Genomic DNA, 24,382 nt, shown 5'->3' with positions numbered 1-24,382 from the left:
TGCATGTGAATCAGGGTATCGAATCAGTCGCGCACCGGGCCAGGGGCCAGGACTTCGCGGGAACCGTTGGTGTTCATGGACGTCACGACCCCGGCCATTTCCATGGCTTCGATCATGCGCGCGGCACGGTTGTAACCGATCTTCAGCTTGCGCTGTACAGCGGAGATGGAGGCGCGGCGGCTTTCCAGTACAAACTGCACGGCTTCGTCGTACAGCGCGTCGGCTTCCGGATCATCGCCGTCACCGCCGCCGCTGCTGCCTTCGAAACCACTGCCCGCCTCTTCGACACCGTTGAGGATGTCGTCGTTGTATTCCGGCGCACCGCGCAGCTTCCAGGCTTCCACCACCCGGTGAACTTCATCGTCGGACACGAAGGCGCCGTGAACCCGGATAGGCAGGCTGGTGCCCGGCGGCATGTAGAGCATGTCACCATGGCCAAGCAGTTGTTCGGCGCCACCCTGGTCGATGATGGTCCGGGAGTCGATCTTGCTCGATACCTGGAACGCCATCCGCGTCGGGATGTTGGCCTTGATCAGACCGGTGATCACGTCCACCGACGGCCGCTGGGTCGCGAGGATCAGGTGGATACCGGCAGCCCGCGCTTTCTGGGCGATACGGGCGATCAGCTCTTCAACCTTCTTGCCGACGATCATCATCATGTCGGCGAATTCGTCCACGACCACAACGATGGTCGGCAGCTTCTGCAATAGAGGAGCTTCGTCGTGGATGCTTTCGCGCTTGTACAGCGGATCGCTCAGCGGCTCGCCGGCGTCCTGGGCTTCCTTGACCTTGGCGTTGAAGCCGGACAGGTTTCGCACGCCCATCTTCGCCATCAGCTTGTAGCGACGTTCCATCTCGGCAACGCTCCAGCGCAGTGCGTTGGCGGCGTCCTTCATGTCGGTCACGACCGGGCACAGCAGATGCGGAATGCCTTCGTAGATCGACAGTTCCAACATCTTCGGGTCGATCATGATCAGCTTGGCGTCTTCCGGGCCGGACTTGAACAGGATCGACAGGATCATCGCGTTCACGCCCACCGACTTACCGGAACCGGTGGTACCGGCCACCAGCAAGTGAGGCATCTTCGCCAGGTCAGTAATGACCGGCTTGCCGCCGATGTCGTGGCCCAGGGCCAGGGTGACCGGCGACTTGAAGTTGTCGTACTCAGGGGTCGACAGCACTTCGGAGAAACGCACGATCTGGCGGTCTTCGTTGGGAATCTCGATACCGACCGTGGTCTTGCCCGGAATCACCTCGACCACCCGCACGCTGGTCACGGCCAGCGAACGTGCAAGGTCTTTGGCCAGGTTGGCGATACGGCTGACCTTGACGCCAGCGGCTGGCTGGATTTCGTAACGGGTAATGACCGGGCCGGGATGGATCGAATCCACAGTGACTTCGACGCCGAACTCCTTGAGCTTGATCTCCAGCAAGTGGCCGACCGCCGCCAGGGACTCGGGCGAGTAGTTGAGCTGTTTCTTTTCCGCAGGATCGAGAATCGAGATCGGCGGCAAGGTGCCTTCCACGGCACTGTCGACGAACAGCGGCGCCTGCTTCTCTTTCTGCACGCGCTTGCTTGGCTCTGGCGCCTTGACCGGGGCCGGAGCGATGACCGGCGGAACCTGTTTCTCGCGCTCGGACATGTGCTTGCTCAGGGCCTGTTCACGCTCGATCAGACGTTCCTTGACCTTGGCCTGCTCGCGCTTGTCGGTGACTGTCGGGGCGACCACGTCGTGCACCCGGTCATCGACTTCACGCAATTGCGCGACCAGTTGCTTGCGCTCGGTCCGCGCCGACCACCAGCGGTTGACCGCGCCCTGGAACAGTTCGAACAGGTCGAGGGTGATCTTGCCGGTAACGTCCATCACCTTGAACCACGACAGGTCGGTGAATACGGTCAGGCCGAACAGGAACAGCGCGATGAACAGCAATGTGCTGCCCTGAATGTTCAGGGCGTTGCGGGCCAGATCACCGAGGCTTTCACCCAGCGCGCCACCCGCACCGGCCGGCAACGCGGTGGCCGCATGGAAATGAATGTGCGCCAGCGCAGCGCCGGACAGCACCAGAAACACCAGGCCGATCAGGCGCCAGGAGAACAGCCAGCCGCTCCACTGCCAGGGTTCGTGGCGCTGACGGAAGATCTGATACGCCTTGATCGCCAGCAGCAACGGGAAGATGTACGCGAAGTAACCCAGCACCATGAACAGGATGTCGGCGCTGTAGGAGCCCGCCGGGCCGCCGAAATTCTGCACGTCGTCGATCTTGCTGTTGTGGCTCCAGCCCGGATCGTCCTTGCCGTAAGTCAGCAAGGCCATCATCAGGAACAGGCACAAGGCACCGATGGCGATCAATGCACCTTCCTTGAGTCGGTAGTGCAATTGCTGGCGCCAGAGCGGGACGACTGTTTTTGGTGCTGCGGTGGATTTCTTCAAAACGCTTCTTTTCCTGCGCCAGAGGCGCGTCCATCTATTGAATGACAATAAAAAACTGCCCAATCCAGGCAGGTAAAAAAATTGACGGGCACAACTGAGACTACTTTTAACACTGCGCCCCGTGTTTTATAAACACGGCTCGCTGCGAATATTCTGTAACAGCCCGGCATTGTACGGGTTTGCGCGTGCGATGCCATGCTTCGAGCTCCAGCTTCAAGCATAGCCAAGCAGACAAAACCTGCGACGCAATTTGAGCATGCATTGTCTTTTGTGACAAAGGCTTATGAGGTGTATTTGATGAACGTAGCGAAGCATCTACCTCTGATTGCTCATGACGGCCAAATGCCCCCACTCGACGCCTTCCCGGACACCGTGCACATTCGCCCCCGACGCCCGTCTACGACCGCGTCCACCCGACCAAGTTGCAGCCGTGCAATCTTCGAACAGGTTCGGGGGGACATTCGCGCTTTTTACCGGCACACTTTGTAACGGGCCTCACCGCCCACTGCCCTCCCCTTCTGCAAGCCTGGACGCCATGCTGACTTGGTTACAACGCAATTCACTGACTTTCCCGCCACTGGAAAAGGCCATGCGCGATCCCAACGGATTGCTGGCGGCCGGCGGCGACCTGTCCGCCGATCGCTTGATCCAGGCCTATCGCCATGGCTGCTTTCCGTGGTTCTCCGAAGGCCAGCCCATCCTCTGGTGGTCGCCGGATCCGCGCACCGTGTTGTTTCCCGACGAACTGCATGTCTCGCGCAGCCTCGGCAAACTGCTGCGCCAGCAACGCTACCAGGTGACCTTCGATCAGGATTTCGAGGCGGTCATTCGTGCCTGCGCCGCGCCACGGGATTACGCCGATGGCACCTGGATCACCCAGGCCATGCAGGACGCCTATGTCGAACTGCACCAGCGCGGCTTCGCCCATTCGGTAGAAGTGTGGGACCAGGGCGAACTGGTCGGCGGACTCTACGGCCTGGCGATGGGGCAACTGTTTTTTGGCGAATCGATGTTCAGTCGCGCCGACAACGCCTCCAAGTACGGTTTTGCCACCCTGGTGCGACACTTGAAAGACTCGGGTTTCGTGCTGATCGACTGCCAGATGCCTACCGATCATCTGCACAGCCTCGGTGCCCGGGCGATCTCCCGCCCCGCATTTGCCGAATATCTGGCCCGGCACCTCGATCAACCCAACCTTGCCACCTGGGTTTGCTGAGCGACTTTTGCGCGCGTGGCTTACACTTAATTCACCAGCTTACCCCCGAGGGTTGATCATGACCGAGTTGGCGCGGTTGAAGTTTTATGCCACTCAGCCTCACTCTTGCAGTTATCTGCCCGAGGAGCAGGCCACGACCCTGTTTCTCGACCCGAGCCAGCCCATGGATGTGCATGTCTACGCAGACCTGTCGGAAATGGGCTTTCGTCGCAGCGGCGATCACCTGTACCGCCCGCATTGCCAGAACTGCAATGCCTGCGTGCCTGCGCGCATTCCGGTGGCGCAGTTCAACCCCAATCGGCAGCAAAAGCGCATTTTCAAACGCAACGCCGACTTGCAGGTGCGCCCGGTCAAGCCTGGTTTCAGCGAAGAATATTTCGATCTTTATCAGCGTTACATCGAACAGCGCCATGCCGACGGCGATATGTACCCGCCGAGCCGTGATCAATTCTCGACTTTTCTGGTTCGCGACCTGCCCTTCTCACGCTTCTACGAGTTCCGGCTCGACGGGCGGTTGCTGGCGGTCGCCGTCACCGATCTGCTGCCTAACGGTCTGTCGGCGGTCTACACCTTTTACGAACCAGAGGAAGAGCGCCGCAGCCTCGGGCGCTACGCCATTCTCTGGCAGATCGGCGAGGCCCAGCGACTGGGGCTCGAAGCGGTGTACCTGGGTTACTGGATCAAAAACTGCAAAAAGATGAACTACAAGACCCAATATCGACCGATCGAACTGCTGATTAATCAGCGCTGGGTCATCCTGAACTGAATGCAAGCCCTAAACCCCTTGGCGTAAACCCCATTTTTCGGGCACAATGCACGCCGCTTTTGCCTGGCGCAGTTGCACCGGGCCATTCATTGGACACCGAGGGCTTTACTGCATGTCGAAAGAAGACAGCTTCGAAATGGAAGGCACTGTCGTCGACACCCTGCCCAACACCATGTTTCGTGTGGAGTTGGAAAATGGGCACGTCGTAACCGCGCATATCTCCGGCAAGATGCGCAAGAACTACATTCGTATTCTTACCGGTGACAAAGTGCGCGTCGAGCTGACGCCCTATGACTTGAGCAAAGGGCGCATCACTTACCGCGCTCGCTAATCAAGTCAATACAAGACGCCCGGCTTAATGCCGGGCGTTTTTGTTTGTCTGCGTTTTTTTGTTTTGGGTGTATATCCGTTGCTGCGGTAACGGCTTCTATCGCCTACGGTTTGCTTCGCTGCACCTCCTCTCGATGTATGCGGCTTCGCCGCACGGCGCTGCGCGCCTACCCCCTGATGGACACCTTCGCTCGGCCTGCCGAAGGGGCAAAAAGCCAAAGCCAAAGCCAAAGCCAAAGCCAAAGCCAAAGATCGCAGCTTCGGCAACTCCTGCGGACAATTCCCAAATCAAACAAATTGGTCAGCCAACAAGCCGCCATTCTCAGCAAGCCGGCTCCCACAGTTCTAATCCACGTGCAACCCAAGCGGCAAAGCCGCCCCACTCAACACAATGAGCGTTAGCTCGAGTAAAGCTGTTGATCGCAAGGCCCGTCGGCAGGCTGAGTGGAGGGATTGATCCGGGGGAGGGAGCGCAGCGACCGTGCGGCGCAGCCGCATGCATCGAGAGGAGGTGCAGCGAAGCAAACCGTAGGCGATGCCCCCGGATCAATCCCGGAGCGAAGGAACCCGAGCCACAGCGAGGGCCGAACGTCAGGGCATAGACCTTTTGGTTACTTTTGGGGCGTTTGCCAAAAGTGACCCGCCGTAAAGGCGGAACCCTAAGCGGCCATAACCGCAGCAACGGATATTCACACCAAACAAACAGACAACAAAAAGGCGCCCGAAGGCGCCTTTTCACTTCACAGCCGTCAGGCCATTTCCGCCGTAGTCTCGAAGTCAAACGTCAGCTCACCATCCTTGATGTCGATGTGAACCACACCGCCATGCTCGGCCAGCTCGCCAAACAGAATCTCCTCCGCCAGCGGACGCTTGATCTTGTCCTGGATCAGACGCGCCATCGGACGAGCGCCCATGGCCGAATCGTAACCACCGGCCGCCAGCCAACTGCGCGCCGCATCGGTAACTTCCAGAAGCACACGCTTGTCTTCCAGCTGCGCCTGAAGTTCGGTGAGGAACTTGTCCACCACGCTTTTGATGACCTCATGACTGAGGCGACCAAACTGAATGATGGTATCCAGACGGTTGCGGAATTCCGGCGTGAAGCTCTTCTTGATCACTTCCATCGCATCGGACGAATGATCCTGATGGGTGAAACCGATCGAAGCACGCGCCGCCGTTTCAGCACCGGCATTGGTGGTCATGATCACGATCACGTTGCGGAAGTCCGCCTTGCGCCCGTTGTTATCGGTCAGCGTGCCGTGGTCCATCACCTGCAGCAGCAGGTTGAAGACTTCCGGATGCGCCTTCTCGATTTCGTCGAGCAGCAACACGCAGTGCGGCTGCTTGGTGATCGCTTCGGTCAACAGACCGCCCTGATCGAAACCGACATAACCCGGAGGCGCACCGATCAGACGCGATACGGTATGACGCTCCATGTACTCGGACATGTCGAAGCGAACCAGTTCGATCCCCAATGCCTTGGCCAATTGGCGCGCAGCCTCGGTTTTACCGACACCGGTAGGCCCGGCGAACAGGAACGAACCGACCGGTTTGTCCGGCGACTTGAGGCCTGCACGGGACAGTTTGATCGCAGTCGACAGCGAATCGATCGCCGCGTCCTGACCAAACACCGTCAGCTTCAGGTCGCGCTCGAGGTTACGCAGCAGTTCCTTGTCGGAACTGGTGACATGCTTCGGCGGAATCCGCGCGATCTTCGCCACGATGTCCTCGACCTGCGGCACTTCGATGCGTTTCACACGCTTCTCGACCGGTTGCAGACGCTGATAGGCGCCCGCCTCGTCGATCACATCGATGGCCTTGTCCGGCATATGCCGGTCATTGATGTAGCGCGAAGCCAGTTCCGCAGCGGCGCGCAACGACTCATCACTGTATTCGATGTTGTGGTGCTGCTCGAAACGCCCTTTCAGGCCGCGCAGGATACCGATGGTGTCTTCCACCGATGGCTCGACCACATCGACCTTCTGGAAGCGACGTGCCAGGGCACGGTCTTTCTCGAAGATGCCACGGAATTCCTGGAACGTGGTCGAGCCGATGCAGCGAATGTCGCCAGACGACAGCAGCGGCTTGAGCAGGTTCGAGGCATCCATGACGCCACCCGACGCGGCACCCGCACCGATAATGGTGTGGATCTCGTCGATGAACAGGATCGCCTGCGGACGTTTTTTCAGTTCGTTGAGCAACGCCTTGAAGCGCTTCTCGAAATCACCGCGATACTTGGTGCCTGCGAGCAAGGCGCCCAGATCCAGGGAATAAACGACGCTGTTGGCCAGCAGGTCCGGTACCTGGTTGTCGACAATGCGCTTGGCAAGGCCTTCGGCAATCGCGGTTTTACCCACGCCCGCCTCGCCCACCAGCAGCGGATTGTTCTTGCGACGACGCGCGAGAATCTGCGCGACACGCTCGACTTCCGTTTCACGCCCGACCAGCGGATCGATCCGGCCCTGACGTGCGAGTTCGTTGAGATTGCTGGCATAAGCATCCAGCGGATTGCCTGAAGAAGAAGACTCACCGCCCTCGTCGTCCTGCATATCTTGTTCACCTTCAGAGTGATCGCCATGCCCCGGCACCTTGGAAATGCCATGGGCGATATAGTTGACGACATCAATGCGTGCAACGCTCTGCTGTTTCAGCAGGAACACCGCCTGACTCTCTTGCTCACTGAAGATTGCAACCAGCACGTTGGCGCCGGTCACTTCGCGTTTGCCCGAGCTCTGCACATGAAAGACAGCACGTTGCAGCACACGCTGGAAGCCCAGGGTTGGCTGGGTTTCGCGATCTTCGTCATGGACGGGGATCAGCGGCGTGGTGGAGTCGATGAACTCCTGCAGGTCGTGCTTGAGTTTGTCGAGGTTTGCGCCGCAGGCACGCAATACGGTGGCGGCAGCCTCATTGTCCAATAGGGCCAGCAGCAGGTGTTCGACGGTCATGAACTCATGACGCTTCGAACGTGCCTCCTTGAAGGCAAGATTGAGGGTGACTTCGAGCTCGCGGTTTAACATAGCTTCACCTCATACCCAAGTGGTCGGCGATTAACCGTCCTTCTCGATTTCACAGAGTAGCGGATGCTGGCTTTCCCTGGCGTACTGGTTGACCTGCATGGCCTTTGTCTCGGCGATGTCGCGGGTAAACACTCCACATACTGCCCGTCCTTCTGTATGGACGGCCAGCATGACCTTGGTCGCCAGCTCGCGATTCAGGTTAAAAAACACCTCGAGCACTTCGACGACGAAATCCATCGGTGTGTAGTCATCATTAAACAAAACCACCTTGTACATCGGCGGCGCCTGTAACGCAGGCTTTGCTTCCTGAACAGCAATACCCGCTGAATCGTCGTCGTGTAAATCAGGGCGATCCTGATTGAATGTTAGTCGAATCTGGCTGATTGCATGCATGGAAAGAAAGGTTCGTCAGTTGTGCAAATACAGTGGTGGGGGCGGCTTGACACGTTTTCAACTCCGACTGCCCGGTCACCTTGACTATCGGGAAAACGGTGTTACAACCAATAGAACCCACAGTGGGTAAAAAAGATCCGCGGAGTCAATCTTTTTAACGGATTCGACTGCGGATGAATTGGATGATACTCCAGCGATGGAGACTGTTGCAGAGGGATTTGAGCATGGCTGTCGGCAAGGTGAAATGGTTCAACAATGCCAAGGGGTTCGGTTTCATCAATACCGAATCCCGCGAGGGGAAGGACGAGGACGGCAAGGAAATCGATTTCTTTGCACACTACTCCGCCATTGAGATGGACGGGTACAAAACCCTCAAAGCCGGGCAAATCGTCAAATTCGATATCGTGCAAGGCCCCAAAGGGCTGCACGCCACAAAAATTCAGAATGCCGAGCCTGCGAAAGATACCGTCTCGGCCGCCGCGCAGCATCAATCAGTGACCAGCTGAAGCGACCAGAACACCTGCCAGAAAACAAACCGCCCGGCTCGATCACTCGAGCCGGGCGGTTTCGTTGCAGCGGTCTTTCTTACATGTGTTTGATGATCGCCTCACCGAAGCCCGAAGAAGACACCAGCGTGGCGCCTTCCATCAGACGTTCGAAGTCGTAGGTCACGGTCTTGGCCTTGATCGCGCCATTGGTGCCCTTGATGATCAGGTCAGCCGCCTCGGTCCAGCCCAGGTGGCGCAACATCATCTCGGCCGACAGGATCACCGACCCCGGGTTGACCTGGTCCTTGCCGGCATATTTCGGCGCGGTACCGTGGGTCGCCTCGAACATGGCCACGGTGTCGGACAGGTTGGCACCCGGCGCGATACCGATACCGCCCACTTCCGCCGCCAGGGCGTCGGACAGGTAGTCACCGTTGAGGTTGAGGGTGGCGATCACATCGTATTCGGCCGGACGCAGCAAGATCTGCTGGAGCATGGCGTCGGCGATGGCGTCCTTGACGATGACTTCGCGGCCGGTTTTCGGGTTCTTGAATTTCATCCATGGGCCGCCATCGAGCAGCTCGGCACCGAATTCTTCCTTCGCCACCTCGTAGCCCCAGTCCTTGAAGGCACCTTCGGTGAATTTCATGATGTTGCCCTTGTGCACGATGGTCAGCGACTTGCGGTCGTTGTCCACCACGTATTGCAGGGCCTTGCGCACCAGACGCTTGGTGCCTTCTTTCGAAACAGGCTTGATGCCGATGCCGCAATCCTGGTCAAAACGGATCTTGGTGACGCCCATTTCTTCTTTCAGGAACTTGATGACCTTGGTGGCCTCAGGCGAGCCGGCCTTCCATTCGATACCGGCATAGATGTCTTCGGAGTTCTCGCGGAAGATCACCATATCGACGTCGCCAGGCTTTTTCACCGGGCTCGGTACGCCTTCAAACCACACCACAGGGCGCAGGCAAACATAGAGATCGAGCTGTTGGCGCAGGGCAACGTTGAGGGAGCGGATGCCGCCACCGACCGGGGTGGTCAGCGGGCCCTTGATGGAAACGACGTAATCTTTAACGGCGTCCAGGGTTTCCTGGGGCAGCCAGGTGTCCTGGTCATAGACTTGAGTTGCTTTTTCGCCAGCATAAACCTCCATCCAGGAAATCTTGCGCTTGCCCCCGTAGGCCTTGGCCACGGCAGCATCAACCACTTTGATCATCACAGGGCTGACGTCGACGCCAATGCCGTCACCTTCAATGAAGGGAATGATCGGGTTATCAGGGACATTGAGAGAATGGTCTGCGTTGACGGTGATTTTGTCGCCGACGGCTGGAACCTGAATCTTCTTGTAACCCATGCTGAACTCCATTGTTTGGATTGAACATCTGGCTTGGTTCGAGCGTAACCCAGTTGAATCAACACGCAAACCCTCTGTTCCGGGCGCGACCACATCTCGTTTCGTACAAGCCTGAAAGCAAAGGGAAAAGCGCCAATCTCAAGCATTCATGGCGACTCTACGCCCCACCCCGGCCTGCGACCTTTAGACCAATGGACGAGAATCGTTGCATATGAACCATCGGCAGATTGCCAGCTACCTATGTATAATGCCGCCCGCTGACCAAAGGGTCACGACGGCTGGCCTCTCTAGCACGAGACTTTCCGCCTGATTGGTTGAACTGTTACCGCAGTCCGACTGCTTGACGCTCTACTGATGCACCCAACATCACCGCGAAGAATCTCGACATTCGGTTCATGGATGACTTTGAACGAACGCGCTTACCCGGCGCCCCTCGAGTTTCTGCGCACGCTTTAGCAAAGAAGAGAGAGTTAATCCGAATATGCCCACCCGCTCGAAGATCATCTATACCTTCACCGACGAAGCTCCAGCCCTCGCCACCTATTCCCTGCTGCCGATCATCGAGGCTTACACCGCCTCGGCCGATATCGCCGTGGAAACCCGCGATATCTCTCTTGCAGCACGTATTCTGGCCAGCTTCCCCGAGCAACTGGGCGACAAAGCCGTAGCCGACCACCTCGCCGAACTGGGCGACCTGGCCGTTACGCCTGAAGCCAACATCATCAAGCTGCCGAACATCAGCGCCTCGGCTCCGCAACTGCAAGCCGCGATCAAAGAGCTGCAAGCCCAGGGCTACAACCTGCCGGACTACCCGGAAACCGTGACCAGCGACGCCGACAAAGACACCAAGGCGCGTTACGACAAGGTCAAGGGCAGCGCCGTGAACCCGGTTCTGCGTGAAGGCAACTCCGACCGTCGTGCTCCGCTGTCGGTCAAGAACTACGCGCGCAAGCACCCGCACAAAATGGGCGCCTGGGCCAAAGACTCCAAGTCCCACGTCGCTCACATGAGCACCGGCGATTTCTACGGCAGCGAAAAAGCCGCCCTGATCGACGCCGCTGACGCCGTGAAGATCGAACTGATCGCCAAAGACGGCACCGCGACCGTCCTGAAAGAAAAAACCACCGTTCAGGCGGGCGAGATCCTCGACTGCTCCGTAATGAGCAAAAAGGCCCTGCGCGCGTTCATCGCCGCTGAAATCGACAGCGCCAAGCAACAAGGCGTGCTGCTGTCGGTTCACCTGAAAGCCACCATGATGAAGGTCTCCGACCCGATCATGTTCGGCCAGATCGTTGCCGAGTTCTACAAAGACGCCCTGACCAAGCACGCCGACGTGCTGGCAGAAATCGGCTTCAACCTGAACAATGGCATCGGCGACCTGTACGCCCGCATCAAAGCGCTGCCGGCCGAGCAACAAGCTCAGATCGAAGCTGACATTCAAGCGGTCTACGCCGTTCGTCCATCGCTGGCGATGGTCAACTCCGACAAAGGCATCACCAACCTGCACGTGCCGAGCGACGTTATCGTCGACGCCTCGATGCCGGCCATGATCCGTGACTCCGGCAAAATGTGGGGCACCGACGGCCAGCTGCACGACACCAAGGCTGTGATTCCGGATCGTTGCTACGCCACCATCTACCAGGCCGTGATCGAAGATTGCAAAGCCAATGGCGCTTTCGATCCGACCACCATGGGCAGCGTGCCAAACGTTGGCCTGATGGCTAAAAAGGCCGAAGAGTACGGTTCCCACGACAAGACCTTCCAGATCAAGGCCGATGGCGTGGTTCGCGTGACCGACAGCAAAGGCACTCTGCTGATGGAACAGGCTGTTGAAGCCGGCGACATCTTCCGCATGTGCCAGACCAAAGACGCGCCGATCCAGGACTGGGTCAAACTGGCCGTCAACCGTGCTCGCGCAAGCAGCACCCCGGCCATTTTCTGGCTGGACCCGATGCGCGCCCACGATGGCGTGGTGATCGAGAAGGTTCAGGCTTACCTGAAGAATCACGACACCGCCGGTCTGGACATCCAGATCATGGCGCCGGTCGACGCCATGAAGTACACCCTGCAGCGCACCCGTGACGGCAAGGACACCATTTCGGTGACCGGTAACGTACTGCGCGACTACCTGACCGACCTGTTCCCGATCATGGAACTGGGCACCAGCGCCAAGATGCTGTCGATCGTGCCGCTGATGAACGGCGGTGGCCTGTTCGAAACCGGCGCCGGCGGTTCGGCTCCGAAGCACGTGCAGCAACTGGTCGAAGAGAACTTCCTGCGCTGGGATTCGCTGGGTGAATTCCTGGCCCTGGCCGCGTCTCTCGAGCACCTGGGTGTGAACTACAACAACCCGAAAGCGCTGGTTCTGTCCAAGACTCTGGACCAGGCCACTGGCCAGTTCCTGGACAACAACAAGTCGCCATCGCGCAAAGTCGGCAACATCGACAACCGCGGCAGCCACTTCTACCTGGCAATGTACTGGGCACAAGCCCTGGCCGCCCAGACCGAAGACGCTGCACTGCAAGCGCAGTTCGCGACCCTGGCCAAGACCCTGACCGAGAACGAGGCGACCATCGTTGCCGAGCTCAACGCCGTTCAAGGCAAGCCAGTGGACATCGGCGGTTACTACCACGCCAACGCCGAACTGATCAGCAAGGCCATGCGCCCAAGCGCAACCCTCAACGCGGCCATCGCTGCGCTGGTATAAGGTTGTAAAGGGAACATCACAAACCCCGGCCTCGTGCCGGGGTTTGTGTTTCCGCCTTCCGCCCAGGAGATTCAATTCATGCAATGGCTCCCCCACATCACCGTCGCCACTATCGTCGAGGACAACGGTCGCTTCCTGATGGTCGAGGAACACAAGGCTGGCCGTAACGTGCTCAATCAGCCGGCCGGTCATCTGGATCCGGACGAAACCCTGATCGAAGCCGCCGTGCGCGAAACCCTCGAAGAAACCGGCTGGGACGTCGAACCCACCAGCGTGATCGGCATTTATCTGTACACCGCACCCAGCAACGGCGTGACTTACCAGCGCGTGTGCTTCAGCGCCAAAGCCGTGAAACACCACCCGGATTATCAGCTGGACGACGGTATCGTCGGCGCCAAGTGGCTGACCCGCGACGAATTATTGGCCCAGCGCGATCACTGGCGCAGCGAGCTGATCATCCGCTGCATCGATGATTATCTGGCCGGCAATCGCTTTGGCCTCGAACTGATCCGCCCTTCCCTTTAGCCTTGAGGCCGTGAGCCTGATAGAATCGCGTCCTTTTTCAAGACACTCATTGAATCCCTATGCGTGATCCAGCCCCTTCTGACACATCCAAGAAGCGCGTCATTGTCGGCATGTCCGGCGGCGTGGACTCTTCCGTTTCCGCTCTCCTGCTGATCGAGCAGGGTTATGAGGTGGAAGGCCTGTTCATGAAGAACTGGGAAGAAGACGACGGAACGGAATACTGCACCGCCATGGACGACCTGGCGGATGCTCAGGCCGTGTGCGACAAGATCGGTATCAAGCTGCACACCGCCAACTTCGCCGCCGAGTACTGGGACAACGTGTTCGAGCACTTCCTGGCCGAATACAAGGCCGGCCGCACGCCGAATCCGGACATCCTGTGCAACCGCGAGATCAAGTTCAAGGCGTTCCTCGACTACGCCATGATGCTCGGCGCCGACCTGATCGCCACCGGCCACTATGTGCGCCGCCGCGACATCGATGGCCGCACCGAACTGCTCAAGGGCCTGGACCCGAACAAGGACCAGAGCTACTTCCTGCACGCCGTCGGCGGCGAACAGATCGCCAAGACCCTGTTCCCGGTCGGTGAGCTGGAAAAGCCGGAAGTCCGTGCAATCGCCGAGAAATACGAACTGGCGACCGCCAAGAAGAAGGATTCCACCGGGATCTGCTTCATCGGCGAGCGTCGTTTCAGCGATTTCCTCAAGCAATACCTGCCGGCGCAACCGGGCGAGATCAAGACCACCGAAGGCGAAGTCATTGGCCGTCACCACGGCTTGATGTACCACACCATCGGCCAGCGCCAGGGCCTGGGCATCGGCGGTCTGAAAGACGCTGGCGACGAGCCGTGGTACGTGCTGCGCAAGGATCTGGACACCAACGAGCTGATCGTCGGCCAGGGCAACAACCATCCGTGGCTGTTCTCCAGCGCCCTGCTCGCTTCGGAAATCTATTGGGTCAACCCGATCGATTTGAGCCAGCCGCTGCGCCTGACGGCCAAGGTTCGTTATCGCCAGAGCGATCAGGCCTGCACACTGGAAAAAACCGAGACCGGCTATCGCGCGGTGTTCGACGAGCCGCAACGTGCGGTCACGCCGGGCCAGTCGGTGGTGTTCTATGACGGAGAAATCTGCCTCGGTGGCGGCGTGATTGAAGTCGCCGAGCCGTGGAGCGGCCAGGTATGAGCCCGACTCAGGAGCAACTGACGGCTCTGGGCGGTGTGTTTCTCGCCGCCGTGCTGGTCGACCGGATCGCCAAGACCGGCCAGACCAACGAGGCCGGTCTGAGCTGCATGCTCGGCAGCCTGCTGGTTCGCGACCCGAAAGACACGCTGGACGTGTACGGCGGCGACGATATCAACCTGCGCGACGGTTACCGCGCATTGATCGGCGCCCTCGAACGCGACCCGAGCACCTTGCAGCGCGAGCCGTTGCGCTACGCTTTGTCGATGCTCGGCCTTGAGCGACAACTGGCCAAGCGCAACGACATGCTCGACGTGATCGGCAAGCGTCTGCCGCAGATCCAGTCGCAGGTCGAGCATTTCGGCCCGGCCCACGAAAACGTGATCGCCGCGTGCGGCGCGTTGTACCAGGACACTCTGAGCACCTTGCGTCAACGCATCCAGGTGCACGGCGACATGCGTAACCTGCAGCAGCCGAGCAACGCCTCGAAGATCCGCGCCCTGCTGCTCGCCGGCATCCGTTCCGCACGCCTGTGGCGTCAGTTGGGCGGTCATCGCTGGCAGTTGGTGATCAGCCGTCGCAAGTTGCTCAAAGAGCTTTACCCGCTGATGCGCAGCAGCTGAACCGCGCCCGCTACACCGTTTTGAGTCAGTAACGCGTAATACGCCGGTCAGTTGGCGACGGACCGGCGGATTTTTTCATGTATGATACGCGCCCCATTTCGTTGCCCGACTGTCCGAGAACACCCCATGCAGCTCTCTTCGCTCACTGCGGTTTCCCCTGTTGACGGCCGCTACGCCGGCAAAACCCAGGCCCTGCGCCCAATTTTCAGCGAGTACGGTCTGATCCGTGCCCGTGTTCTGGTTGAAGTGCGCTGGCTCCAGCGCCTGGCCGCTCACGCCGGTATCCCGGAAGTGCCAGCCTTCTCCGCCGAAGCCAACGCCGTTCTGAACGAACTGGCCGAGAACTTCTCGCTGGAGCACGCCGAGCGCGTGAAAGAGATCGAGCGCACCACCAACCACGACGTAAAAGCGATCGAATACCTGCTCAAGGAGCAGGCGGCCAAGCTGCCGGAACTGGCCAAGGTCAGCGAGTTCATCCACTTCGCCTGCACCAGCGAGGACATCAACAACCTGTCCCACGCCCTGATGCTGCGCGAAGGCCGTGACGACGTGATGCTGCCGCTGATGCGCCAGACCGCCAACGCCATCCGCGAACTGGCCATCCGCTTTGCCGACGTGCCGATGCTGTCGCGCACCCACGGTCAGCCGGCTTCGCCGACCACCCTGGGCAAAGAGCTGGCGAACGTGGTTTATCGTCTCGAGCGTCAGATCGCTCAGGTCGCTGCCGTTCCGCTGCTGGGCAAGATCAACGGCGCTGTCGGCAACTACAACGCTCACCTGTCGGCCTACCCGCAGATCGACTGGGAAGCCAACGCCCGCGCCTTCATCGAAGACGAACTGGGTCTGGGCTTCAACCCGTACACCACGCAGATCGAGCCGCACGACTACATCGCCGAGCTGTTCGACGCCATTGCGCGCTTCAACACCATCCTGATCGACTTCGACCGTGACATCTGGGGCTACATCTCCCTGGGTTACTTCAAGCAGCGCACCATCGCTGGCGAAATCGGTTCGTCGACCATGCCGCACAAGGTCAACCCGATCGACTTCGAAAACTCCGAAGGCAACTTGGGCATCGCCAACGCGCTGTTCCAGCACCTGGCGAGCAAACTGCCGATCTCCCGCTGGCAGCGCGACCTGACCGACTCCACCGTTCTGCGCAACCTCGGTGTTGGCTTCGCCCACAGCGTGATCGCGTACGAAGCGAGCCTCAAAGGCATCAGCAAACTCGAACTCAACGCTGACAAGATCGCCGCCGATCTGGACGCTTGCTGGGAAGTCCTGGCCGAGCCGATCCAGACCGTAATGCGCCGCTACAACATCGAAAACCCGTACGAGAAGCTGAAAGAACTGACTCGCGGCAAGGGCATCAGCCCTGAAGCGCTGCAGACTTTCATCGATGGCCTGGACATGCCGGCCGCCGCGAAAGCCGAGCTCAAGCAACTGACCCCGGCCAACTACATCGGCAACGCTGTAGCGCAAGCCAAACGCATCTGATCGACTGCTTGACCCGTTTGAGACGCCCGGCCGCGCCGGGCGTTTTTATTCCCGTCTGAAAAATGCTTTTTTTCAATAGGTTACATATGAATCCCGATATTCCTCTTCAACTTCTGGGTGGTCTCACGGCGCGCGAGTTCATGCGCGACTACTGGCAGAAAAAGCCACTGCTGATCCGTCAGGCGATTCCTGATTTCGAAAGCCCGATCGACGCCGACGAACTCGCCGGCCTGGCCCTGGAAGAAGAAGTCGAATCGCGCCTGGTGATCGAACACGGCGAGCGCCCTTGGGAACTGCGCCGCGGCCCGTTCGCCGAAGACGAATTCAGCAAACTGCCGGAACGCGAGTGGACCCTGCTGGTGCAGGCTGTCGATCAGTTCGTGCCGGAAGTCAGCGAACTGCTGGAAAATTTCCGTTTCCTGCCGAGCTGGCGCGTCGACGACGTGATGATCAGCTTCGCCGCCCCTGGTGGCAGCGTCGGCCCGCACTTCGACAACTACGACGTGTTCCTGCTGCAAGGCCACGGCAAGCGCAACTGGAAAATCGGCCAGATGTGCGACTCCGAAAGCCCACTGCTGCAACATGCGGACCTGCGCATCCTCGCCGAATTCCACGAGACCGAAGAGTGGGTCCTGGAACCGGGCGACATGCTCTACCTGCCGCCGCGCCTGGCCCACTGCGGCGTTGCCGTGGATGACTGCATGACCTACTCGGTCGGCTTCCGCGCACCAAGCGCCGCCGAAGTGCTGACCCACTTCACTGACTTCCTCAGCCAGTTCCTGACTGACGAAGAGCGCTACACCGACGCCGATGCGAAGCCGGTCAGCGATCCACACCAGATCCAGCACGATGCACTCGGCCGCCTGAAAGCGCTGCTCGCCGAGCACATGAGCGACGAACGCCTGCTGCTGACCTGGTTCGGCCAGTACATGACCGAGCCGCGTTATCCGGAGCTGGTGGTCGGCCCGGAAGAAGTCGAAGAAGAAGACTTCCTCAGTGCACTTGAAGACGGCGCCATCCTGATCCGCAACCCGAGCGCGCGCCTGGCATGGTCGGAAGTCGATGACGATCTGCTGCTGTTCGCCAGCGGCCAGAGCCGTTACCTGCCGGGCAAGTTGCGCGAACTGCTGAAGCTGATCTGCTCCGCCGACGCTCTGCACACCGACAACCTCGGTGACTGGCTGAGCGACGAAGACGGTCGCGGCCTGCTGTGCGAACTGGTCAAGCAAGGGAGCCTGGGGTTCGCCGACGATGAATAAGATTCGCGTACGTGTTGCAGACTGGCAAAAGGACAACGCCGAGATCCGCCGCATTCGCGAAACGGTGTTCATTGCCGAACAATCGGTTCCGCCCGAGCTTGAGTGGGACGCCGATGACGCCACGGCGGTGCATTTCCTGGCTTTCGAAGGCGACTTTCCGATCGGCACCGCCCGCCTGCTGCCCGACGGGCACATCGGCCGGGTTTCGGTGCTCAAGGACTGGCGCGGTCTGAAGGTCGGTGATGCGCTGATGCAAGCGGTCATCGCCGAAGCCGAAGCTCGCGGACTGAAGCAGCAGATGCTTAGCGCGCAGGTGCAGGCCACGGCGTTCTATGAACGCCTGGGTTTCAACCTGGTCAGCGAGGAATTCCTGGAAGCCGGGATTCCGCATGTCGACATGGTTCGTCATTCGGCATAACGCTTGATGTACACCTCAAAACGCCCCGCCATCTCATGATGCCGGGGCGTTTTGCTGTCTACGATTCAACTTGCCCCACCCCGGGCCGACAAACTGGCAATATCAAGCCTTTCGAAAGCGGAGATAACGGACATGTCCCTACGCACCCTGCTCACCACCCTGCTGCTCGGCTGCAGTTTTTCGGTGATGGCAGCCACAGAAATCGTGCCCCTCAAATTCCACACCAGCGCCGACATGTTGCCGGTGGCCCAGGACTTCATCGGCAAGGACGGCCAGGTCAGCGCCTATGGCAACCAACTGATCGTCAAGGCCGAACCGGACAAGATTCAGGCCCTCAAGGCCCTGCTGACCCAACTGGACACCGAGCCCAAACGCCTGCTGATCACCGTCGACACCAACGAAAACAACCAACAGAACACCGGCGACCAGCAAACCAGGATCATCAACTACAGCACGTCCAGCCGCGACGGCGGCATCCAGCAGATTCAGGCCAGCGAAGGCGCGCCCGCCCTGATCCAGGTCGGCCAGAGCGTGCCGATCACCAGCAGCCAGACCAATTCCTACGGTGATTACAGCAGCCAGACCCAGTATCGCAACGTCACTCAGGGCTTCTACGTCACTGCCAGTGTCACCGGCGACACCGTTCACCTGGCAATCAGTACCAACCGTGACCGCATGAGCCAGGAACGTCCCGATGTAGTGAACGTGCAGAGCACCGACACAACCGTCACCGGACGCCTGGGCGAGTGGATCACCCTCGCCGGCGTGAACCGCGAGACTCAGGCCGACAAACAGGGCCTGGCCCGCAGCTACTCGACTCAAGGCCGGGATGACATGACGTTGCGGGTGAAAGTCGACACGTTGGACTAAAGCACCAAAAACTGACTGATTAGTCGTATTAGACGAAAGATGTAGTGCTTGTAAAAAAGCACTACAAAACGTTTGACGAGCCAAAAAAGCGAAGGCATGATGGCCTCGCTCCCGCTAATCAGAGGCCCTGGCAAGGGCCTTCGAAGCGATGCTCGCACCCATCCCCGCGAGCCGTTTCGTGTCTGTACCGCCCACAAGGTGTGTTTGACGAGGTTGCCGACTGGAACGAAGTTGTCCCGAGGGACGGAAGCGTAATTAGGTAACCCGGCTTTACACTGTAGTTCGCATAAAGGCCCACGACGCCCGAATGCGCCCGCCAGTTCGCCTTTACCTGCTCACTTCCCCTCGAGCCCATCGTTCATCCCGTCGCCTGCCCCGCCGAACCCGACCTGACCACCTAAGCTTCTGGTCAGCGAGCGCAAGGAATTTTCCACCGCAGAACAACTTTTCATAAAGACGCGACGAGGTTTATCTCCATGGCACTGACACGCGAACAGCAAATTGCAGCCCTTGAAAAAGACTGGGCTGAAAACCCGCGCTGGAAAGGCGTGACTCGCAATTACTCCGCTGCTGACGTCGTCCGTCTGCGTGGCTCGGTTCAACCAGAGCACACCTTTGCAAAAATGGGCGCCGAAAAACTGTGGAACCTGGTCACCCAGGGTGCCAAGCCGTCCTTCCGCCCAGAGAAAGATTTCGTCAACTGCATGGGCGCCCTGACCGGCGGCCAGGCTGTACAACAGGTTAAAGCCGGTATCCAGGCGATCTACCTGTCGGGCTGGCAAGTCGCTGCGGACAACAACTCCGCCGAATCGATGTACCCGGACCAGTCGCTGTACCCGGTGGACTCGGTTCCAACCGTGGTCAAGCGCATCAACAACTCGTTCCGTCGTGCCGACCAGATCCAGTGGAAAGCCGGCAAGAACCCGGGCGACGAAGGCTACATCGACTACTTCGCACCAATCGTGGCTGACGCTGAAGCCGGTTTCGGCGGCGTACTGAACGCCTACGAGCTGATGAAGAGCATGATCGAGGCAGGCGCCGCCGGCGTTCACTTCGAAGACCAACTGGCTTCCGTGAAGAAATGCGGCCACATGGGCGGCAAGGTGCTGGTTCCTACCCAGGAAGCCGTACAGAAGCTGACCGCTGCTCGTCTGGCTGCCGACGTTGCCGGCGTACCGACCATCATCCTGGCCCGTACCGACGCCAACGCTGCCGACCTGCTGACGTCCGACTGCGACCCGTACGACCAACCGTTCGTAACCGGCACCCGCACTCAGGAAGGTTTCTACAAGGTTCGTGCAGGTCTGGACCAGGCAATCGCCCGTGGCCTGGCCTACGCGCCGTACGCCGACCTGATCTGGTGCGAAACCGCCAAGCCGGATCTGGACGAAGCCCGTCGCTTCGCTGAAGCGATCAAGAAGGAATACCCGGACCAGATCCTGTCGTACAACTGCTCGCCTTCCTTCAACTGGAAGAAAAACCTGGACGACGCGACCATCGCCAAGTTCCAGCGCGAACTGTCCGCCATGGGTTACAAGCACCAGTTCATCACCCTGGCCGGCATTCACAACATGTGGCACAGCATGTTCAACCTGGCGCACGACTACGCCCGCAACGACATGACCGCCTACGTGAAGCTGCAAGAGCAGGAATTCGCTGACGCCGCCAAGGGTTACACCTTCGTGGCTCACCAGCAGGAAGTGGGCACTGGCTACTTCGACGACATGACCACCGTGATCCAGGGCGGCACGTCCTCGGTGACCGCGCTGACCGGTTCGACCGAAGAAGAACAGTTCCACTGATCGACTTCGCCTGAGTAAACGGCCTTTGCGGACCGTGTAGAAAGCTAACCGCATTGCCGAAAAACTGACGCCCCGACTGGTTCGGGGCGTTTTTTTGCCTGTGACTTCCTGAACCTCTCAGGGTCGGCACAATCTGTCAGGCAAAACATTGATCCAGAGCGCTATCCGCGTCACAAAAATCGGTTAAAACGTGCGCCGCCGCTACTTGCAGTAACGCGGATATAAGACAACTTCCCAACTGCCCAATCGCTAAACAGTTACAAAACCACTCCAAACGATATTAATTATCATTTAGCGGCAACTATGTTCGTTACATTTCCTACAAAACATAATTCGTGAAATCCCGGCTAATGCCCGCAACGCATGGGCTGCGGGGCCATCGAGGTGCGCTATGTCCTTATTCCAATAAATAATTTCGCTATAGGAATTTTACTTGCAGGGTGTTTAGCCATAAAATCAGCGCGATTGATTGCTGCGACATATCGTCACTGCCTTATTTCTTTATCAAGCTCAGAGACCTTTGCTCTCTGTTAAGGATTACCAGCATGCCCGAAGCGACAGGACTCATGGCCCACAACTGGGGCTTTGCCATTTTCCTTCTGGGCGTAGTCGGCCTGTGTGCCTTCATGCTCGGCGTCTCCAGCCTCCTCGGGTCAAAAGCCTGGGGCCGCAGCAAAAACGAACCGTTCGAGTCCGGCATGCTACCTACCGGTGGCGCCCGCTTGCGGCTCTCAGCCAAATTCTATCTGGTCGCGATGCTGTTCGTGATCTTCGATATCGAAGCCCTCTTTCTCTTTGCATGGTCTGTGTCCGTCCGCGAAAGCGGCTGGACCGGATTCGTCGAAGCTCTCGTTTTCATAGCAATTCTGTTGGCAGGTCTTGTCTACCTGTTCCGAGTGGGCGCCCTTGACTGGGCTCCGGAAGCTCGTCGCAAGCGGCAGGCGAAGCTGAAACAATGAGGCTTTGGCAATGCAATACAATCTCACCAGAATCGACCCCGATGCTCCTAACGAGCAGTATCCGATTGGCGAACGGGAAACCGTTTCCGATCCGTTAGAAGATCAAGTCCACAAAAACATTTTCATGGGCAAGCTGGAAGACGTGCTGAGTGGCGCGGTCAACTGGGGACGTAAGAACTCCCTGTGGCCGTACAACTTCGGTCTTTCGTGCTGCTACGTGGAAATGACCACGGCCTTCACGGCGCCCCACGACATCGCGCGCTTCGGCGCCGAAGTTATCCGGGCATCACCGCGCCAGGCCGACTTCATGGTTATCGCCGGTACGTGCTTCATCAAGATGGCGCCGATCATTCAGCGTCTGTACGAGCAGATGCTCGAGCCCAAATGGGTGATCTCGATGGGTTCGTGCGCCAACTCCGGTGGCATGTACGACATCTACTCCGTGGTTCAAGGGGTGGACAAGTTCCTGCCCGTTGACGTCTACGTACCTGGCTGCCCGCCCCGTCCGGAAGCATTTCTGCAAGGCTTGATGCTGTTGCAGGAATCCATTGGACAGGAGCGTCGCCCACTTTCCTGGGTCGTTGGCGATCAAGGCGTTTATCGCGCCGACATGCCTTCGCAGAAGGAACAGCGCCGCGAACAGCGAATCGCAGTCACCAACCTGCGCAGCCCTGACGAAGTCTGATCCAGATCTGTTTCAAAGAAACGAGAAGCTGGCTTCATTCTTTACGTTGACCGAAAGCGAAAAAATAACCATGACTACAGGCAGTGCTCTGTACATCCCGCCTTATAAGGCAGACGACCAGGATGTGGTCGTCGAACTGAACAATCGTTTTGGCCCCGAGGCGTTCACCGCCCAGCCGACCCGCACCGGCATGCCGGTGCTGTGGGTGGCGCGTGCCAAGCTCGTCGAAGTCCTGACCTTCCTGCGCAACCTGCCCAAGCCGTACGTCATGCTCTATGACCTGCACGGCGTGGACGAGCGTCTGCGCACCAAGCGTCAAGGCCTGCCGAGCGACGCTGAGTTCACCGTGTTCTATCACCTCATGTCGCTGGAACGTAATAGTGACGTGATGATCAAGGTCGCCTTGTCCGAGAGCGACCTCAGCTTGCCGACCGTCACCAGCATCTGGCCGAACGCCAACTGGTACGAGCGTGAAGTCTGGGACATGTTCGGTATCGACTTCAAAGGTCACCCTCACCTGTCGCGCATCATGATGCCGCCGACCTGGGAAGGTCACCCGCTGCGCAAGGACTTCCCGGCGCGCGCCACCGAATTCGATCCGTACAGCCTGAACCTGGCCAAGCAACAGCTTGAGGAAGAAGCTGCGCGTTTCCGTCCTGAAGACTGGGGCATGAAACGTTCCGGCCCGAACGAGGACTACATGTTCCTCAACCTGGGTCCGAACCACCCTTCGGCTCACGGTGCGTTCCGCATCATCCTGCAACTGGACGGTGAAGAGATCGTCGACTGCGTTCCGGACATCGGTTACCACCACCGTGGTGCCGAGAAGATGGCCGAGCGTCAGTCCTGGCACAGCTTCATTCCGTACACCGATCGTATCGACTACCTCGGCGGCGTGATGAACAACCTGCCGTACGTGCTCTCGGTCGAGAAGCTGGCCGGCATCAAGGTGCCCGAGAAGGTCGACGTCATCCGCATCATGATGGCCGAGTTCTTCCGGATCACCAGCCACCTGCTGTTCCTGGGGACCTACATCCAGGACGTCGGCGCCATGACCCCGGTGTTCTTCACCTTCACCGACCGCCAGAAGGCGTACACGGTGATCGAAGCCATCACCGGTTTCCGTCTGCACCCGGCCTGGTACCGCATCGGCGGCGTTGCCCACGACCTGCCGCGCGGCTGGGAAAAACTGGTGAAAGACTTCGTTGAATGGCTGCCAAAGCGCCTCGACGAATACACCAAGGCCGCCTTGCAGAACAGCATCCTCAAGGGTCGTACCATCGGCGTTGCCCAGTACAACACCAAAGAGGCCCTGGAATGGGGCGTCACCGGTGCCGGCCTGCGTTCCACCGGTTGCGACTTCGACCTGCGTAAAGCGCGTCCATACTCCGGCTACGAGAACTTCGAGTTCGAAGTGCCGCTGGCCGCCAACGGCGATGCCTACGACCGCTGCATGGTTCGCGTCGAAGAGATGCGCCAGAGCGTCAAGATCATCGACCAATGCCTGCGCAACATGCCGGAAGGCCCGTACAAGGCGGATCACCCGCTGACCACGCCGCCGCCGAAAGAGCGCACGCTGCAACACATCGAAACCTTGATCACGCACTTCCTGCAGGTTTCGTGGGGCCCGGTCATGCCGGCCAACGAATCCTTCCAGATGATCGAAGCGACCAAGGGCATCAACAGTTATTACCTGACGAGCGACGGCGGCACCATGAGCTACCGTACCCGGATCCGCACTCCAAGCTTCCCGCATCTGCAACAGATCCCTTCGGTGATCAAAGGCAGCATGGTCGCGGACATGATTGCGTACCTGGGTAGTATCGATTTCGTTATGGCCGACGTGGACCGCTAAGC

20 protein-coding genes are annotated in these 24,382 nt (G+C 59.1%); 16 read left to right on the top strand and 4 right to left on the bottom strand.

The features are described from left to right. Window positions 1–23 precede the first annotated feature (23 nt). Window positions 24–2,432 (bottom strand): DNA translocase FtsK, encoded by a 2,409-nt coding sequence (locus tag AC1RMX_RS12760; protein WP_102622714.1) that lies wholly within the window; start codon window positions 2,430–2,432, stop codon window positions 24–26. Between the two features lie 535 nt (window positions 2,433–2,967). Here AC1RMX_RS12760 and aat point away from each other — a divergent pair. From aat to infA, 3 genes are all read left to right on the top strand, one after another. Then, window positions 2,968–3,648 carry a leucyl/phenylalanyl-tRNA--protein transferase gene (aat, locus tag AC1RMX_RS12755; protein ID WP_102622715.1) on the top strand — a complete coding sequence of 227 codons (681 nt, stop codon included), beginning with the start codon at window positions 2,968–2,970 and terminating at the stop codon, window positions 3,646–3,648. A 58-nt stretch (window positions 3,649–3,706) separates the two neighbouring features. Beyond that, window positions 3,707–4,414 (top strand): arginyltransferase, encoded by a 708-nt coding sequence (locus AC1RMX_RS12750; protein WP_096822650.1) that lies wholly within the window; start codon window positions 3,707–3,709, stop codon window positions 4,412–4,414. A 112-nt stretch (window positions 4,415–4,526) separates the two neighbouring features. Then, window positions 4,527–4,745 carry a translation initiation factor IF-1 gene (infA, locus tag AC1RMX_RS12745; RefSeq protein WP_002553999.1) on the top strand — a complete coding sequence of 73 codons (219 nt, stop codon included), beginning with the start codon at window positions 4,527–4,529 and terminating at the stop codon, window positions 4,743–4,745. A gap of 748 nt (window positions 4,746–5,493) precedes the next feature. Here infA and clpA read toward each other — a convergent pair. Both clpA and clpS read right to left on the bottom strand, forming a co-directional pair. Next, window positions 5,494–7,764 (bottom strand): ATP-dependent Clp protease ATP-binding subunit ClpA, encoded by a 2,271-nt coding sequence (gene clpA / locus AC1RMX_RS12740; RefSeq protein ID WP_085732141.1) that lies wholly within the window; start codon window positions 7,762–7,764, stop codon window positions 5,494–5,496. A gap of 30 nt (window positions 7,765–7,794) precedes the next feature. Then, a complete protein-coding gene (gene clpS, locus AC1RMX_RS12735; protein ID WP_015094394.1) occupies window positions 7,795–8,157 on the bottom strand; it encodes an ATP-dependent Clp protease adapter ClpS in 363 nt (120 codons plus the stop codon). Window positions 8,158–8,381: 224 nt separating this feature from the next. Here clpS and AC1RMX_RS12730 point away from each other — a divergent pair, with 224 nt between their 5' ends. Further along, window positions 8,382–8,663: a cold shock domain-containing protein gene (locus tag AC1RMX_RS12730; RefSeq protein WP_096822254.1), complete on the top strand. Its 282-nt coding sequence runs from the start codon at window positions 8,382–8,384 to the stop codon at window positions 8,661–8,663. A gap of 79 nt (window positions 8,664–8,742) precedes the next feature. Here AC1RMX_RS12730 and icd read toward each other — a convergent pair whose 3' ends face one another. Beyond that, window positions 8,743–9,999: an NADP-dependent isocitrate dehydrogenase gene (gene icd, locus AC1RMX_RS12725; RefSeq protein WP_003223831.1), complete on the bottom strand. Its 1,257-nt coding sequence runs from the start codon at window positions 9,997–9,999 to the stop codon at window positions 8,743–8,745. Between the two features lie 481 nt (window positions 10,000–10,480). Between icd and AC1RMX_RS12720 the strand changes: the two genes are divergently transcribed. From AC1RMX_RS12720 to nuoC, 12 genes are all read left to right on the top strand, one after another. Beyond that, entirely contained in the window at window positions 10,481–12,706 is a 2,226-nt protein-coding gene (locus AC1RMX_RS12720; RefSeq protein WP_096822255.1) for an NADP-dependent isocitrate dehydrogenase, read from the top strand. 78 nt (window positions 12,707–12,784) lie between these two features. Next, entirely contained in the window at window positions 12,785–13,231 is a 447-nt protein-coding gene (locus AC1RMX_RS12715) for an NUDIX hydrolase (protein WP_096822256.1), read from the top strand. Window positions 13,232–13,290: 59 nt separating this feature from the next. Beyond that, a complete protein-coding gene (gene mnmA / locus AC1RMX_RS12710) occupies window positions 13,291–14,415 on the top strand; it encodes a tRNA 2-thiouridine(34) synthase MnmA (RefSeq protein ID WP_493072110.1) in 1,125 nt (374 codons plus the stop codon). Then, complete coding sequence (gene hflD / locus AC1RMX_RS12705; protein ID WP_096822257.1) at window positions 14,412–15,035, top strand: high frequency lysogenization protein HflD; 624 nt, start codon at window positions 14,412–14,414, stop codon at window positions 15,033–15,035. The genes mnmA and hflD overlap by 4 nt, the downstream gene beginning before the upstream one ends. A 126-nt stretch (window positions 15,036–15,161) precedes the next feature. Next, the gene (gene purB / locus AC1RMX_RS12700; protein WP_039767413.1) at window positions 15,162–16,532 is read left to right on the top strand and encodes an adenylosuccinate lyase; all 1,371 of its coding nucleotides are present in this window, start codon (window positions 15,162–15,164) and stop codon (window positions 16,530–16,532) included. Between the two features lie 86 nt (window positions 16,533–16,618). Further along, window positions 16,619–17,791, top strand: coding sequence for a ribosomal protein uL16 3-hydroxylase (locus AC1RMX_RS12695; RefSeq protein WP_096822258.1), 1,173 nt, complete (start codon window positions 16,619–16,621; stop codon window positions 17,789–17,791). Beyond that, window positions 17,784–18,209, top strand: coding sequence for a GNAT family N-acetyltransferase (locus AC1RMX_RS12690; protein WP_085712389.1), 426 nt, complete (start codon window positions 17,784–17,786; stop codon window positions 18,207–18,209). The genes AC1RMX_RS12695 and AC1RMX_RS12690 overlap by 8 nt, the downstream gene beginning before the upstream one ends. A gap of 132 nt (window positions 18,210–18,341) precedes the next feature. Then, window positions 18,342–19,079, top strand: a complete 738-nt coding sequence (locus tag AC1RMX_RS12685) for a secretin N-terminal domain-containing protein (protein WP_493072107.1) — start codon at window positions 18,342–18,344, stop codon at window positions 19,077–19,079. Window positions 19,080–19,555: 476 nt separating this feature from the next. Next, the gene (gene aceA, locus AC1RMX_RS12680) at window positions 19,556–20,881 is read left to right on the top strand and encodes an isocitrate lyase (RefSeq protein ID WP_011334956.1); all 1,326 of its coding nucleotides are present in this window, start codon (window positions 19,556–19,558) and stop codon (window positions 20,879–20,881) included. A gap of 545 nt (window positions 20,882–21,426) precedes the next feature. Next, on the top strand, window positions 21,427–21,840 hold the full coding sequence (locus AC1RMX_RS12675; RefSeq protein WP_003223812.1) for an NADH-quinone oxidoreductase subunit A: 414 nt from the start codon (window positions 21,427–21,429) through the stop codon (window positions 21,838–21,840). A gap of 10 nt (window positions 21,841–21,850) precedes the next feature. After that, the gene (locus tag AC1RMX_RS12670; protein ID WP_003223809.1) at window positions 21,851–22,525 is read left to right on the top strand and encodes a NuoB/complex I 20 kDa subunit family protein; all 675 of its coding nucleotides are present in this window, start codon (window positions 21,851–21,853) and stop codon (window positions 22,523–22,525) included. Window positions 22,526–22,595: 70 nt separating this feature from the next. Continuing rightward, window positions 22,596–24,380: an NADH-quinone oxidoreductase subunit C/D gene (gene nuoC, locus AC1RMX_RS12665; RefSeq protein WP_096822261.1), complete on the top strand. Its 1,785-nt coding sequence runs from the start codon at window positions 22,596–22,598 to the stop codon at window positions 24,378–24,380. Window positions 24,381–24,382 lie beyond the last annotated feature (2 nt).

It is taken from the genome of Pseudomonas sp. GW822-FHT03F04 (genome assembly GCF_058801405.1).
Note: the sequence above shows the minus strand (reverse complement) of the source record. Positions and strands in the feature narration are given on the sequence as shown.

What these genes read in the sequence shown, in the direction of transcription:
- aat (WP_102622715.1), top strand. Translation starts at nt 2,968, where the DNA reads ATGCTGACTTGGTTACAACGCAATTCACTGACTTTCCCGCCACTGGAA.
- AC1RMX_RS12750 (WP_096822650.1), top strand. Translation starts at nt 3,707, where the DNA reads ATGACCGAGTTGGCGCGGTTGAAGTTTTATGCCACTCAGCCTCACTCT.
- infA (WP_002553999.1), top strand. Translation starts at nt 4,527, where the DNA reads ATGTCGAAAGAAGACAGCTTCGAAATGGAAGGCACTGTCGTCGACACC.
- clpA (WP_085732141.1), bottom strand. Translation starts at nt 7,764, where the DNA reads ATGTTAAACCGCGAGCTCGAAGTCACCCTCAATCTTGCCTTCAAGGAG.
- clpS (WP_015094394.1), bottom strand. Translation starts at nt 8,157, where the DNA reads ATGCATGCAATCAGCCAGATTCGACTAACATTCAATCAGGATCGCCCT.
- AC1RMX_RS12730 (WP_096822254.1), top strand. Translation starts at nt 8,382, where the DNA reads ATGGCTGTCGGCAAGGTGAAATGGTTCAACAATGCCAAGGGGTTCGGT.
- icd (WP_003223831.1), bottom strand. Translation starts at nt 9,999, where the DNA reads ATGGGTTACAAGAAGATTCAGGTTCCAGCCGTCGGCGACAAAATCACC.
- AC1RMX_RS12720 (WP_096822255.1), top strand. Translation starts at nt 10,481, where the DNA reads ATGCCCACCCGCTCGAAGATCATCTATACCTTCACCGACGAAGCTCCA.
- AC1RMX_RS12715 (WP_096822256.1), top strand. Translation starts at nt 12,785, where the DNA reads ATGCAATGGCTCCCCCACATCACCGTCGCCACTATCGTCGAGGACAAC.
- mnmA (WP_493072110.1), top strand. Translation starts at nt 13,291, where the DNA reads ATGCGTGATCCAGCCCCTTCTGACACATCCAAGAAGCGCGTCATTGTC.
- hflD (WP_096822257.1), top strand. Translation starts at nt 14,412, where the DNA reads ATGAGCCCGACTCAGGAGCAACTGACGGCTCTGGGCGGTGTGTTTCTC.
- purB (WP_039767413.1), top strand. Translation starts at nt 15,162, where the DNA reads ATGCAGCTCTCTTCGCTCACTGCGGTTTCCCCTGTTGACGGCCGCTAC.
- AC1RMX_RS12695 (WP_096822258.1), top strand. Translation starts at nt 16,619, where the DNA reads ATGAATCCCGATATTCCTCTTCAACTTCTGGGTGGTCTCACGGCGCGC.
- AC1RMX_RS12690 (WP_085712389.1), top strand. Translation starts at nt 17,784, where the DNA reads ATGAATAAGATTCGCGTACGTGTTGCAGACTGGCAAAAGGACAACGCC.
- AC1RMX_RS12685 (WP_493072107.1), top strand. Translation starts at nt 18,342, where the DNA reads ATGTCCCTACGCACCCTGCTCACCACCCTGCTGCTCGGCTGCAGTTTT.
- aceA (WP_011334956.1), top strand. Translation starts at nt 19,556, where the DNA reads ATGGCACTGACACGCGAACAGCAAATTGCAGCCCTTGAAAAAGACTGG.
- AC1RMX_RS12675 (WP_003223812.1), top strand. Translation starts at nt 21,427, where the DNA reads ATGCCCGAAGCGACAGGACTCATGGCCCACAACTGGGGCTTTGCCATT.
- AC1RMX_RS12670 (WP_003223809.1), top strand. Translation starts at nt 21,851, where the DNA reads ATGCAATACAATCTCACCAGAATCGACCCCGATGCTCCTAACGAGCAG.
- nuoC (WP_096822261.1), top strand. Translation starts at nt 22,596, where the DNA reads ATGACTACAGGCAGTGCTCTGTACATCCCGCCTTATAAGGCAGACGAC.